Source organism: Providencia sp. 2023EL-00965 (genome assembly GCF_033550225.1).
GTDB lineage: Bacteria > Pseudomonadota > Gammaproteobacteria > Enterobacterales > Enterobacteriaceae > Providencia > Providencia manganoxydans.
Window position 1 is genome coordinate 34551 of record NZ_JAWUEH010000009.1, and the last position, 13000, is coordinate 47550.

12 protein-coding genes are annotated in these 13000 nt (G+C 37.2%); 7 read left to right on the forward strand and 5 right to left on the reverse strand.

The window, feature by feature from the left end; translation table 11 throughout:
- The first annotated feature begins 218 nt into the window (after window positions 1–218).
- Entirely contained in the window at window positions 219–533 is a 315-nt protein-coding gene (sugE, locus tag SC428_RS12365; protein ID WP_070925422.1) for a quaternary ammonium compound efflux SMR transporter SugE, read from the forward strand.
- Between the two features lie 633 nt (window positions 534–1166).
- Here sugE and SC428_RS12370 read toward each other — a convergent pair.
- Entirely contained in the window at window positions 1167–1394 is a 228-nt protein-coding gene (locus SC428_RS12370) for a helix-turn-helix domain-containing protein (RefSeq protein WP_139158618.1), read from the reverse strand.
- 410 nt (window positions 1395–1804) lie between these two features.
- Here SC428_RS12370 and SC428_RS12375 point away from each other — a divergent pair, with 410 nt between their 5' ends.
- The 5 genes from SC428_RS12375 to SC428_RS12395 all read left to right on the forward strand — a co-directional run bounded on the left by SC428_RS12375 (window position 1805) and on the right by SC428_RS12395 (window position 7567).
- The gene (locus SC428_RS12375; RefSeq protein WP_318707898.1) at window positions 1805–3013 is read left to right on the forward strand and encodes an MFS transporter; all 1209 of its coding nucleotides are present in this window, start codon (window positions 1805–1807) and stop codon (window positions 3011–3013) included.
- 269 nt (window positions 3014–3282) lie between these two features.
- On the forward strand, window positions 3283–4482 hold the full coding sequence (locus SC428_RS12380) for an MFS transporter (RefSeq protein ID WP_070929037.1): 1200 nt from the start codon (window positions 3283–3285) through the stop codon (window positions 4480–4482).
- A gap of 164 nt (window positions 4483–4646) precedes the next feature.
- Window positions 4647–5831, forward strand: a complete 1185-nt coding sequence (locus SC428_RS12385; RefSeq protein WP_318707899.1) for an MFS transporter — start codon at window positions 4647–4649, stop codon at window positions 5829–5831.
- Between the two features lie 54 nt (window positions 5832–5885).
- On the forward strand, window positions 5886–6653 hold the full coding sequence (locus SC428_RS12390; RefSeq protein ID WP_318707900.1) for a hypothetical protein: 768 nt from the start codon (window positions 5886–5888) through the stop codon (window positions 6651–6653).
- A gap of 128 nt (window positions 6654–6781) precedes the next feature.
- Window positions 6782–7567 carry a hypothetical protein gene (locus SC428_RS12395; RefSeq protein WP_272581269.1) on the forward strand — a complete coding sequence of 262 codons (786 nt, stop codon included), beginning with the start codon at window positions 6782–6784 and terminating at the stop codon, window positions 7565–7567.
- Between the two features lie 325 nt (window positions 7568–7892).
- Here SC428_RS12395 and frdD read toward each other — a convergent pair whose 3' ends face one another.
- Genes frdD through frdA form a run of 4 tightly spaced genes read right to left on the reverse strand, consistent with a single transcriptional unit; the run spans window position 7893 to window position 11195 of the window.
- Entirely contained in the window at window positions 7893–8246 is a 354-nt protein-coding gene (gene frdD / locus SC428_RS12400; RefSeq protein WP_070929008.1) for a fumarate reductase subunit FrdD, read from the reverse strand.
- A gap of 15 nt (window positions 8247–8261) precedes the next feature.
- Complete coding sequence (frdC, locus tag SC428_RS12405; RefSeq protein WP_070929007.1) at window positions 8262–8657, reverse strand: fumarate reductase subunit FrdC; 396 nt, start codon at window positions 8655–8657, stop codon at window positions 8262–8264.
- A 14-nt stretch (window positions 8658–8671) separates the two neighbouring features.
- Window positions 8672–9406, reverse strand: coding sequence for a succinate dehydrogenase/fumarate reductase iron-sulfur subunit (locus SC428_RS12410; protein WP_070929006.1), 735 nt, complete (start codon window positions 9404–9406; stop codon window positions 8672–8674).
- On the reverse strand, window positions 9399–11195 hold the full coding sequence (gene frdA / locus SC428_RS12415; protein ID WP_140187597.1) for a fumarate reductase (quinol) flavoprotein subunit: 1797 nt from the start codon (window positions 11193–11195) through the stop codon (window positions 9399–9401). The genes SC428_RS12410 and frdA overlap by 8 nt, the downstream gene beginning before the upstream one ends.
- A gap of 792 nt (window positions 11196–11987) precedes the next feature.
- Here frdA and epmA point away from each other — a divergent pair.
- Window positions 11988–12965, forward strand: a complete 978-nt coding sequence (gene epmA, locus SC428_RS12420) for an elongation factor P--(R)-beta-lysine ligase (RefSeq protein ID WP_140183038.1) — start codon at window positions 11988–11990, stop codon at window positions 12963–12965.
- Window positions 12966–13000: the final 35 nt, after the last annotated feature.

Here is a 13000-nt window from a genome sequence, read left to right on the forward strand (position 1 = left end):
GGACGAGGCAATCGGCGATAGAAAAGGTGCTTTCAAGTTAAAATAAAGTAAAAATAAGTTAATTATTATGGTAAATAGTGGTTAATTTGTTATTTTTTTATCTCTTGAGCTCACAAATTCGAATATTTATAATATTGTTTCACATGCGTTTTCAGGACGACCTGAATATTGACGCTTTTAATTAATGGGGACGACCCCGGCTATTATGGAAGAAAAGAGTGGCTTGGATCATCCTTTTGTGTGCAGGTTTATTAGAAATTGTTTGGGCAGTAGGTTTAAAGTACTCTCATGGTTTTACTCGCTTGACACCAAGTGTTATCACTGCGATCGCAATTATTGCGAGCATGGGGTTACTTGCCACAGCCATGCGTGATTTACCCGCGGGTACCGCATACGCAATTTGGACTGGTATTGGTGCCGTGGGCACGGCGATTGTAGGGATTATATTCCTTGGTGAATCGGCGAATATATTCCGTTTGTTAAGCCTCGGCTGTATCGTGGTTGGCTTAATTGGTTTGAAACTCTCTAGTTAGTAACCTCTAATAATAAGTGAAATACAAATTTTGTACTTCACTTATTATAGTACTTTCCTTGCATGTTATTTTTAATCTGATTGCATTTATACTCGTCATACTTCAAGTCGCAGGGTTTTTGTTAAGGTATAAGTGACTACGCTACGCTCACAGAGTCACATAGTTCATCTACGCTCCCCATCTATCTTCACTTGTCGCCTACCTGCAACTCGAATTATTTAGAGTATATTATATGGCTGTACTACGGGCGGTGAATCTTTTCTCATTAATCCATGTTGGCATATAAATAACCCCTATTTTTACATTGTTATTATAGAAAACGAGCGTTAGCGGCTACGAATGATTCAGCTAGCGATGACAACAAATGTTGAGAACTGTACCAATAGTTCCTCGCTGATAAGTTTTGGAAAATGTTTATCAAACATAGTGGGAAGGCGAATGGTGAGGGGGATTATATATTGTTTTTAAACGGGAGCGAGAAGAAGAATCAAACGTATGATCAGCTTCTTTTAACTTAATGCTAATAATTAAATATAATTAGACGCTTGCTGTAAATAAAATACCCAAATCAACGATTTATTATTGATTGATTTGGGTATGATTTTATATTGTATTTTCAGCATGTCGCAATATTCAATTTTTTACCTCGTTATTTTTTTCAATATAACGAGAAGGCCATATATCTGCGGGTTGTAAATCTAAGAAGTCAGCAATAATTTTTTCTCCTTTAGGCCAACGGCGAGCAAGTGCATTACTCAATGTCGATGAATTTAATCCAGCAAGGCGTGATACGGCGGAGAGTGATGAACCTTTTTTCTTTATTGCTGCAATGATATCCGCAGGATGCCAATCTTCTTTCATGATACCTCCATTTATTATTGAATAATTAAATATCAAATATAATTATTCTTTGTTTAATTAAATGTACTAGTGCTTTTTTGTTAATAATAAAAATAAACAAAGATTAATTATTTTTAAATATTTATAAATAAGGACTGTGAATCTGATTTTTGATGTGCTAAAGATATATCTCCTTTAATGTGAATAATTAATTCTAATTTATGGGGGGGAATGAATATAGAAAACAAATCATTGGAAAAATTATTGTGCCCATATATCTCTACAAGCGGCTTATTTAAAGCATTAAAAGAGTACGGTATAACACTAGCTTGTCTAGATACGTTTATTAGTTAGATTTAATCAATGCATGTGGAGTCATAGATTGAGCATGAAACATTATATTATTCAAAGTGATGAAAAGGGAAAAAGGTATGAAATGGAAATTTCGATGCGGCGCTGCCTTGGGCAATGCACTTGAATATTATGATATTGCTGTGTTTGCAGCAATATCAATGTATTTGAGTGCAGAGTTAGAGCGTTTGGGATATTCACAAGCAACAGAAATGGTATGGGGAATTTTTGCTTTACGTTTTTTAATTCGTCCTATAGGTGGATATTTGATAGGGCGCTATGCAGATAGGGTTGGAAAAAAACCAGCGTTGATCCTAACTAGCTTGATTACTGGTATAGCAACACTTAGTATGGCATTTTTACCAATCCAATGGCTTGGTCATTATACACCTATAGTTATTTTAATTATTCAAATGGCTCTTTCGTTTAGTTTCGCAGGCGAATACCCTTCTTTGGTGACTTATTTACTCAATGATGTATCTTCAACGGAGCGATCACGAGTTTCTTCTCTAGCCTCAGGTAGCTCATTATTAGGCGTTATTCTTTCATTAGGGTTAGTATTTATATTAGAAAAATTATTAAGTTACGAAATGATGCAAGCCGTGGGGTGGCGTATTCCTTTACTGGTTGGGGCTGTTAATATTGCGGTTAGTTTTTGGTTTCGAGCTAAATTACCTAATCAACCTGTCTCTTCAGAAGGTTATCAGTCAATAGATTGGTCACGTTCACTATATGTTTTTTTATTAGGCGTGCCGGCAGCAGCAACTTTTTATGTGCAAAATATTTCCTCGTCATTAATTATCGAACACTTGCAATTAGAGGTATATAAAAATACTTATGCAATAATTTCATCTAGTTCCTTATTGTTGATGATGATTGTATGTGCGTATCTAACTGATAAATATAGCTCATCAATTAAAACATTCAACATTGGGGTTTGGGGAATTGTTATTCTCTCTATACCTATGTATTACATTATGCAAAGTGACATTATTGAGCTTATTATTATAGCTCAATTAGTGATAACGGCATGTTGTGCAATGATTTTATGTAATGCTGCCGATCAAATGGCTAGTGCTTCTGCTGGAAAAGCAACAACACTTGGAATTGGCTTCAATTTTACAGGAGTGATAATTGGCGGAACAACACCATTAATCATTAACTATCTAGTGGAGCTACATTTGGCGTATGTAGGGGCATTTATTGCACTTTGCAGTTCAACTGCTTTATTAGCTAACTTTATAAAAAAGAAAACGGCCATGATAAAAAAATTAAGTTTAAATACATAAAATATAATTTAAATATTAAAGGCTGATATATTATTAAATAATACAAGTTTCAGATAGGCAACAAGCGAGGGCAGTCGGGAGAATATAGATAAACTCTGTGAGTATAGCCTAGTTCCTTATATTTTAACGAAAATTTCTGAAACTTGAAGAATGATGTGTATAGAATAATAGATTTTATAATATACGATATTTAATAAATAAAGATATTAACTACAAACTGTAATAGTATTTTTTAGTCAATATTTATCTATGGATATAGGATATTAAAAATGAAATGGAAATTTCGATTTGGTGTGGCTTTAGGCAATGCGCTTGAATATTATGATATTGCCGTATTTGCGGCGATATCCGTGTATTTAACGGCAGAGTTAGAGCGTTTAGGGTATTCACAAGCCACAGAAATGGTATGGGGAATTTTTGCTTTACGTTTTTTAATTCGTCCTATAGGTGGATATTTGATAGGGCGCTATGCGGATAAAGTAGGAAAAAAACCAGCATTGATCCTGACAAGCCTAATAACAGGAACAGCAACACTTTGCATGGCATTATTACCTATTCAATGGCTTGGTTCTTATACTCCAATAGCTATCTTGTTCATCCAAATGGCACTTTCATTTAGCTATGCAGGCGAATATCCATCATTAATTACCTATTTAATCAATGATACTCCAGATAATGAGCGTTCTCGGTTATCTTCTCTATCGGGTGGAAGCTCATTATTAGGGGTCGTTGTTTCATTAGGTCTAGTATTCACATTAGAAAATATTTTAACCCATGAAATGATGCAAACTATAGGTTGGCGGATCCCTTTGTTTTTAGGAACTATCAATATAGCGATTAGTTTTTGGTTCCGAGCCAAATTGCCCAACCAGCCTGTAGTCCCAATGCATGAACGATCTATAGATTGGTCTCGGGCATTGCATGTATTTTTAGTGAGCACACCAGCAATGGTCACTTTTTATGTACAAAATGTTTCATCATCATTAATTGTTGAACACTTACAATTGGGTGATTATAAAAATATTTATGGCATGATTTCGGCTAGTTTATTATTAGTCACTATGATTGTCTGCTCATATCTAACAGATAAATACAGTTCTTCAGTAAGAATATTTAATATTGGTATTTTTAGTGTGATTATTTTTTCTATACCTTTGTATTTTATTATGCAGAGTGGTGTTATTGAACTAATTATTATTTCTCAATTAATAATAACAGTTTTATTTTCTATGGTCTGGTGCAATGTTGCTGATCAAATGGTCAGAGCTTCTGGTGGGCAGGCGACAACGTTAGGTATTGGTCTAAATTTAAATGGCGTATTAGTTGGAGGGATAACGCCATTAATTATCAGTTACTTAGTTGAATTTAATTTAACCTATGTCGGTGTATTTATCGCATTATGTTGCTTGACGGCAAGGCTATCAAATGTTTTGCAAAATAAAGTGATGATACTGAAAAATCAAAGCTAACTATATGAGGTATAGCAAAAAGATAAAAAATTAGGTTGCCCTCATGTCTTGCCTAGTCGTTTATTTAAAGCATTTAAAGATCATGGAGTGATATTGGCATGCCTTGATACATTGGTGAATTTAACTTAGTAACACATATCAATTGAATATTAGGGAAATAAAAAATGAAATGGAGATTTAGGCTTGGGGCTGCATTAGGCAATACATTGGAGTATTACGATGTTGCCGTATTTGCCGCGATATCTATGTATTTAAGTGCTGAGTTAGAACGTTTAGGGTATTCTCAAGCAACCGAGATGGTATGGGGAATATTTGCACTACGCTTTATTGTCCGTCCTGTCGGTGGTTACGTGATAGGACGTTACGCAGATAGAGTTGGCAAGAAGCCTGCTTTGATATTAACGAGTTTAATTACAGGCACTGCAACGCTGTGTATGGCTTTATTACCGATTGAGTTATTGGGGGCTTATACGCCAATGGCGATTTTGGTTTTACAAATGGCGCTGTCGTTTAGTTTTGCTGGTGAGTTTCCTTCACTACTAACTTACTTACTGAGCAACGCAAAAGATGATGAACGTTCTTTAGTTTCTGCACTTATATCAGCCAGCTCAATATTTGGTGTGATTATTTCTTTAGGGCTAGTATTTACTCTTGAAAGAATACTCGACCCTAAAACCATGCAGTCAATTGGATGGCGTATTCCATTATTGTTTGGTGTGGTTAATATAGTGATAAGTTTTTGGTTTAGAGCGAAACTTCCAAATCAACCTAATATTGGTAAACAAAAAATCTCGATTAATTTGTCTCAGGCTGTTAATATTTTTTTGCTTACCATTCCTGGTGTCGTTATTTTCTATTCACAAAACATTTCATCAGCATTAATTTTAGGTTATCTTGAAGTGACGGAATTTAAGAGTATTTATGCAATGATATCATCAGGTATTTTATTGCTAATGATGATTATTTTTGGCTACTTGACTGATAAGTATAGTACGCCAATAAAAATATTTAATTTAGGTGTTATGGGAATGGTTGTACTCTCTGTACCACTTTATTTTATTATGAGTTATAACAATATTGGATTAATTATTACTTCACAAATAATCATTACTGTATATTCAGCAATGATTTTATGTAACTCTGCATATGTTTTTTTTGACGAAGCACGTGAAAATATAACAACATTAAGTATGGGTTTTAATATCTCGTGTGCATTACTTGCTGGGGGGACGCCATTACTTATAAATCATTTAATCAGTTTTCATATTTTATATGTCGGTGTTTTTCTTAGTTTATGTGGAATGGGTTTAATTTTTAGAGGGAAGGTGTTTAATAATCACTTAAAATAATGTTATTTTTATTGAATATGATTTAATTATAAATTTCTAGCAAAAGGAATGTGTATGGATATAAAAAATAGTCAATTAGAAAAATTATGTGATAATTTTATTAATGATTTTTCTCGTTATTTTGATTGGAATGAAATTGATCTTTCATTTTCTTACATAGATATAAAAAGAAAGGAAGTGAATTTTGTATCTAGCAACTATGATGCATTATTAATGTATTGGGATGATGATTTAGATTTAAATGTTAAAGAAAGGCTAAATTGTGGTATTCAATATTGGAATGATTATTCTGGGGCATTTTCTGAAATGCTTAAAAAAGTTGATAAAAACAAATTAAAAATAGATTTTGTATCTAAAAATAGTAGTGGTTTTGAAATAACATCAATAAATACAAAAAGAAACTTATTAATATCAGATATCGAAGATATTTTTAGATGCCGGCCAGTAATTTCCGATTATGCATATCAAGTATGGAAAAAAAAACCAGATATTGCTTTACCGATGAGAGCGGATATCCCACTTCCTACCAATAATTTTGATAGTAAACCAGACGAGCAACTAATTAATCATCAATATATGCGTTTTGGTGATATTCGTTTTACGGCTAAAGAAATGTTAACGATCAAAATGTTATTGTCTCATTGCCGAGTGAAAGAGATCAGTTATATCCAAGGTTGCTCTGAAATGTCAGAACATAAACGTATTCAAAATATTAAAGATAAGTTAGGTTGCCCTCATGCATCACCGAGTGGTTTGTTTAAAGCATTAAAAGATCATGGAGTGACATTGGCATGCCTTGATACACTGATTAACTTTTCATAACAGAAAAACTCAAGGGGTGATTTTCTAGCATATGAAAAAATAAATTAAGTGATAAATTTATAACGGAACATAAGTGAGTAAGTTTTTTAGATAATGTTTAATTAATAAAATGATAGAAAAGGATTTTTATGAATATCAGATATCATGCATTAGAAACAGCTTGTTCAAATTTTAAAAAACATTTTGAAGATTATTTTGATTGGAATGATATTGATTTGAATTTTACGAGTATTGATATTGAATATAAGGAAGTTAAAATTATTTCAAATAATTATGAATGGTTATTAACCTATTGGGAGGATGACTTAGATCTATTGATAAGTGAAAGACTAGAGGTTGGTTTTCAATATTGGGATGGCTATACCGAGAGTTATAGAAATACATTTGCAAAAACAGAAAAAAATGGTTTTAAAATTGATTACTGCAACAACTATGGAAATGTTTATAAGATCTTATCTATTAGTTCAAAAAGAGTTCTTTCGGTTGATGAACTTATGGATATCTACTTTCATCGCGCCGATATCTCAGATTATGCACACCAAACATGGCAGAAAAATCAAAGTCTGGCTTTACCATTAAGAGCCAATATAGAAGCGAGACAGTTTTCGTTATTAGATGACGACCAGCAGCGAGCTGGGTTAATCGATACTCAGAAATTTATTCGTTTTGGTAATATATCCTTTAACTACAGAGAGGCAGTAACACTGAGATTACTGTTATCAAACTGCCGGATTAGTGAAATTAGTGTGATGCAAGGGTGTACAGATGCTATCGAGCTAAAACGAATTCAACGTATTAAAGAAAAACTAGGTTGTTCTGATGCATCACTTGAAGAACTGCGCAAGACAATGACCGAACATGGAATAATATTAGTTGGGTTAGAACGGCTGGCCAGTTTTTATAAATATTATTAATTAAAAATAATATCTAGACTGTGTTGATGTTTGTTTTATTCGCTTAACATTTTCAGTACGGTCTATATTTTATGATTTCCACTAGGTTTAACTTAAATATTAAGGTTATTGCCATGGATATAAAGAATGAACTCTTAGAAGGTTCTTGTGATAATTCTTTAATTGGCATGCATTTAACGTATGTTGGTGGTTTTGTTGCTTTATGTTGTTTGACATTATTAGTATCAAATCGGCTACCGAAACCGCAGACTGCCTAGATAATAAAAAAGCAGCAGTTAGATATGTATCTAGCCGCTGCTTTTATCAATAGGTACTTATGTGTTACTTACAGTGTAAATACACCAATCACTGCAATTACAGAAATGATCGCTGAAGCACCATAGAAAACCCATTTTGACGCAGGGACATGCACTTTAAAGTCATGCAGTGTGTGGTGAATACGGTGCATACCACACCATACCGGCAAAATGATCATCAGTAATAAGAACACTCGTCCAATAAAGCTGGAGCAGAATGCCATAATGCGTTCATAGCTGAGCATTTCTGGTGCGACACCTAGCGGAATTAAAATCCCAAGTAAGATAATAATTGCAGGGCCAATCACCGCGCTCCACATACCACCGGCACCAAATAATCCCCAGAAAATCGGTTCATCGGAACGTTTAGGCGTTAGATTCATCTGATCCTCCTTGGATTAAAATAGTAGCGCGATGGCTAAAATCGCAGCGGTAACGATAATGGTTAATGCCCAAAAGCCTTTTACAATCGGCTCTTCTGACATTTTCTTATCTTTAACAATAATCGCGACAGCTTTCGGAGCTAATTTAAACCATGTAGTGGTGTGTAGTAGCGTTGCTGCTAACGTAATAATGTTAATGATCAAAACGATTGGGTTATGCAAGAAACCCACAAAGCCAGCCCATGATTCAGGGCCACCTTTCAATGCAAATACGCCGTATAGCACCAGTAGACTGAACCAAACTTGCAGTACGGAAGTACTTTCACGCATGATATAAAAGCGATAAAAACCCAGCTTTTGCCACCAGTCACCTTTCATTTCCCTGACGTAGGGTTTACGTTTTGTTGTCATGACTTCAATTCTCCTTATCGTGGCTTCAGCATGGCGATAACAAGGTCTTGTGCACTAGCTACTTTACCTTGTTGAATTGCCGCAGCAGGGTCGACATGCTTAGGACAGACTTCAGAGCAGTAGCCTACAAACGTACAGCTCCAGACACCGTTATCACCATTTAACAATGGCATACGTTCTTTCGCACCATGGTCACGGTTATCAAGATTGTAGCGCTCTGCTAATGTGATCGCCGCTGGCCCAATAAATTCAGGGTTTAGTCCGAATTGTGGGCAAGCTGCGTAGCATAGGCCGCAGTTAATACAGCCAGAGAACTGATGGTATTTCGCCATCTGTGCTGGGGTTTGCTTATTTGGCCCTTCTGACGGCTTTCTATCGTTACCAATAATATAAGGTTTGATCGCCTCTAAGCGTTCGATGAAGTGAGTCATATCAACAACCAAATCGCGCTCGATTGGGAAGTTACCTAATGGCTCGACTTTTAACCCTTCTGGATAATCACGTAAGAATGTTTTACAGGCCAGTTTTGGTACGCTGTCAACCATCATGCCGCAAGAACCGCAAATCGCCATACGGCACGACCAGCGGTAAGACAGATCAGGCGCAAGGTTATCTTTAATGTAACCTAAAGCATCCAGCAACGAGGTTTGCTCATCATAAGGGACATCATATGCCACTAAATGGGGCTCATTATCCGTTTCTGGATTGTAGCGCATGATCTCCATTTTTAAGTGTTTCATATCATCCATTAGCTTGCTCCTTCTTTGCCTTGTCTTGAGCTTCAGCTTCTGCACCATATACACGTTTTGCTGGCTGAGATTTAGTAATCTTCACATCACTGTATTCAAGGCGAGGTGCGCCTTCAGGATTATAGAATGCCAATGTGTGTTTTAAGAAGTTCACATCATCACGCTCTGTGCAGCCTTCGTCGAGACGTTGGTGTGCACCACGTGACTCTTTACGGTTAATCGCAGAATGAGCCATACACTCGGCAACATCCAAACCAAATCCGAGTTCGATGGTGTAAAGAAGATCAGTATTGAAGACGCTACTATGGTCGCTAATCTCAACGTGTTTAAAGCGCTCTTTCAATTCAGCGATCTTATCAACAGTTTTTTGCATTAGCTCAGGTGTACGGTAGATACCGCAGCCTTCTTCCATTGATATTCCCATTTCATCACGAATTTTCGACCAACTTTCTTTACCTTTTTGGTTGAGAAGTTGATTGAGATTTTCTTCGATATCGCGAGTACGTGCTTCGATAGCGCTTGCATTCGCAGGTGTGGCTTCTGCTGCATGTTTTGCAGCTTGCTCACCGGCTAAGCGACCAAATACCACCAGCTCAGCTAATGAGTTGGAGCCTAAGCGGTTTGCACCGTGCAGACCGACTGATGAACATTCACCAACAGCGAATAAGCCTTTGATGCGAGTCTCACAGTTTTGATCTGTTTCGATACCACCCATTGTATAGTGAGCTGTTGGACGCACAGGAATTGGGTCGGTGACAGGGTCAACACCAACGTAAGCTTTTGCCAGCTCGCAAATAAATGGTAGACGTTCATGGAGTTTTTCTGCACCTAGGTGGCGGAGATCCAGATAGACGACGTCACCACGGTGAGTGCTGATAGTGCGTCCAGCACGCCATTCGTGCCAGAAAGCTTGTGAAACTTTGTCTCGTGGACCTAGTTCCATATATTTATTTTCAGGTTTACCGAGAGGGGTTTCTGGTCCCATTCCGTAATCTTGAAGATAACGATAACCATCTTTGTTAACGAGGATCCCACCTTCACCACGACAACCTTCAGTCATCAAAATCCCTGAGCCAGGAAGACCTGTTGGGTGATATTGAACAAATTCCATGTCACGCAGTGGCACACCATGGCGGAAAGCCATCCCCATACCATCACCCGTCACAATACCGCCATTGGTATTGTAGCGATAAACACGGCCAGCACCACCCGTAGCCATAACGATAGAATTTGCGCGGATCTGAACTTTGGTGCCTTCCATCATATTGAGGGCAACCAGACCGCGTACTTGGCCTTCGTCCACAATGATGTCCAGAACGAAATGTTCATCAAAGCGCTGAATTTGTGGGTATTTTAATGATGTTTGAAAAAGAGTATGAAGCATATGGAAGCCGGTTTTGTCAGCAGCAAACCAAGTACGTTCAATTTTCATTCCACCAAAGCGGCGAACGTTAACTGAACCATCTGGTTTACGGCTCCAAGGGCAGCCCCATAGTTCCAGTTGGGTCATTTCTGTTGGGCAGTGTTCGACGAAATATTCGACGACGTCTTGCTCACACAGCCAGTCACCACCTGCAACAGTATCATTAAAATGATAGTCATAGGAGTCATGAGCCTGAGTCACTGCGGCTGATCCCCCCTCTGCGGCCACGGTATGGCTACGCATAGGGTAAACTTTTGAGATCAGAGCAATCTTGATGTTGGGATTTGCTTCTGCGGCAGCAATCGCTGCACGTAAGCCTGCGCCCCCGGCCCCGATAATCGCTAGATCGGCATTGAAGGTTTGCACTGCGCTTCTCCATTGTTCAAGTGTAAATTGATAAATTCTTTTAAATACTTTTGATACTTAGCTATTTATTTGTCAGCACCAGTTAATACCGGTCTGCAAAACTCTCTTTTTTAATTAGTAAATAATATAATAGCTAATAATGACTTATCATGCTGGGAATTATAGCGAATAGTACCGGAGATAAATTTGATATAGAGGGGGGTTTTAGGTGATTTACCCCATAAAGTGTGATCTGAACCAAGTTTTTGCTAATTGTTTTTTCATGATTAGCATTTTAAGTTTAATAAAGAGTAAAAAAATGGAAATTCAAATGATTACCATTATTTTTCGGTGAGTTGGCAGCGTTAAAATCTAATCGAAATCGTTCTCATCGCGAGAGAGAGCATAAATTATTATAAAAATTTACCCAAATTGTTTTGTTTATTCTAAATGTGTAATTATGAGATGAAAAGCCAATATTAAAATATCTAATTTTGATATTTGTGTTCTTTCTGTGATGACTTTTTAGAATATTTTTTAAGATCTCTTATTTATAACATCATATTAACATTATATAAGAAATAATCATGTTTTTACCTTGAAGGCATCTATGACTTACGATTATGCGAAAAGGTTTTTTGCTTAATCGGTTGAAGCAGAGGATAATCGCGCATCAATTCGCTTGCCTTGTTACATTTTTGTGTGCCTACAGCGTTTATTACAGCATCATTGCATTTGGTTGAAGTGAATGCATTGTTTGTAAGGCAAGAGGTGAGTAAACTGCTCGACTATGTTTATTTTGGAGTTATGTTAATGAGTGAAGTAGCAGACTGGCAGCCCAGTGCCCCCATCGCTAACCTGTTACAGCGAGCAAAAATCGTCGCTGAAATAAGACGTTTTTTTACTGAGCGCTGTGTGCTAGAGGTGGAAACTCCTGCAATGAGTCAGGCCACCATCACAGATATTCATCTTGTTCCTTTTAAGACCCGTTTTGTCGGACCGGGAGCGGCACAAGGGATTGATCTCTATCTGATGACCAGCCCTGAATACCATATGAAGCGTTTGCTTGCTGCTGGCAGTGGGCCAATCTACCAACTCTGTCGTAGTTTCCGTAATGAGGAAGCTGGAAGGCATCACAATCCTGAATTTACCATGCTTGAATGGTATCGGCCTCATTACGATATGTATCGTTTAATCAATGAAGTCGATGATCTACTTCAGCAAGTCTTGGATTGCGAAAGTGCGGAACTTCTCTCTTATCAGCAAGCATTTTTACGTCATTTAGATATTGATCCGCTTTCCGCAGAAAAAAGTGAGCTAAGGGAGGTTGCTGCGCGCCTCGATCTAAGTAATGTCGCAGACCAAGAAGAAGATAAAGATACCTTGTTGCAATTGTTGTTTACGATGGGGGTAGAACCTCATATCGGTAAAGAAAAACCGGCCGTGGTTTATCATTTCCCAGCAACGCAAGCCTCTTTGGCTGAAATTAGTACTGAAGATCATCGTGTTGCTGAGCGTTTTGAGGTTTATTTTAAAGGCATGGAACTGGCAAATGGTTTCCGTGAATTAACCGACGCTAGTGAGCAACGTCAGCGTTTTGAACAAGATAATCGTCGTCGTGCTGCGATGGGGCTACCTATTCATCCGATTGATGAACATTTATTATCCGCATTAACTCATGGTTTACCTGAATGCTCAGGTGTCGCATTAGGCGTCGACCGCCTGATCATGTTGGCGCTGAATGCAGAAAAAATCAGTGATGTGATTGCATTTCCTGTGACGATTGCATAACTCACTACTTGATTGCAGCCTATTGGCTGCAATCA

What these genes read in the sequence shown, in the direction of transcription:
- SC428_RS12370 (WP_139158618.1), bottom strand. Translation starts at nt 1,394, where the DNA reads ATGAAAGAAGATTGGCATCCTGCGGATATCATTGCAGCAATAAAGAAA.
- SC428_RS12375 (WP_318707898.1), top strand. Translation starts at nt 1,805, where the DNA reads ATGAAATGGAAATTTCGATGCGGCGCTGCCTTGGGCAATGCACTTGAA.
- SC428_RS12380 (WP_070929037.1), top strand. Translation starts at nt 3,283, where the DNA reads ATGAAATGGAAATTTCGATTTGGTGTGGCTTTAGGCAATGCGCTTGAA.
- SC428_RS12385 (WP_318707899.1), top strand. Translation starts at nt 4,647, where the DNA reads ATGAAATGGAGATTTAGGCTTGGGGCTGCATTAGGCAATACATTGGAG.
- SC428_RS12390 (WP_318707900.1), top strand. Translation starts at nt 5,886, where the DNA reads ATGGATATAAAAAATAGTCAATTAGAAAAATTATGTGATAATTTTATT.
- SC428_RS12395 (WP_272581269.1), top strand. Translation starts at nt 6,782, where the DNA reads ATGAATATCAGATATCATGCATTAGAAACAGCTTGTTCAAATTTTAAA.
- frdD (WP_070929008.1), bottom strand. Translation starts at nt 8,246, where the DNA reads ATGAATCTAACGCCTAAACGTTCCGATGAACCGATTTTCTGGGGATTA.
- frdC (WP_070929007.1), bottom strand. Translation starts at nt 8,657, where the DNA reads ATGACAACAAAACGTAAACCCTACGTCAGGGAAATGAAAGGTGACTGG.
- SC428_RS12410 (WP_070929006.1), bottom strand. Translation starts at nt 9,406, where the DNA reads ATGGATGATATGAAACACTTAAAAATGGAGATCATGCGCTACAATCCA.
- epmA (WP_140183038.1), top strand. Translation starts at nt 11,988, where the DNA reads ATGAGTGAAGTAGCAGACTGGCAGCCCAGTGCCCCCATCGCTAACCTG.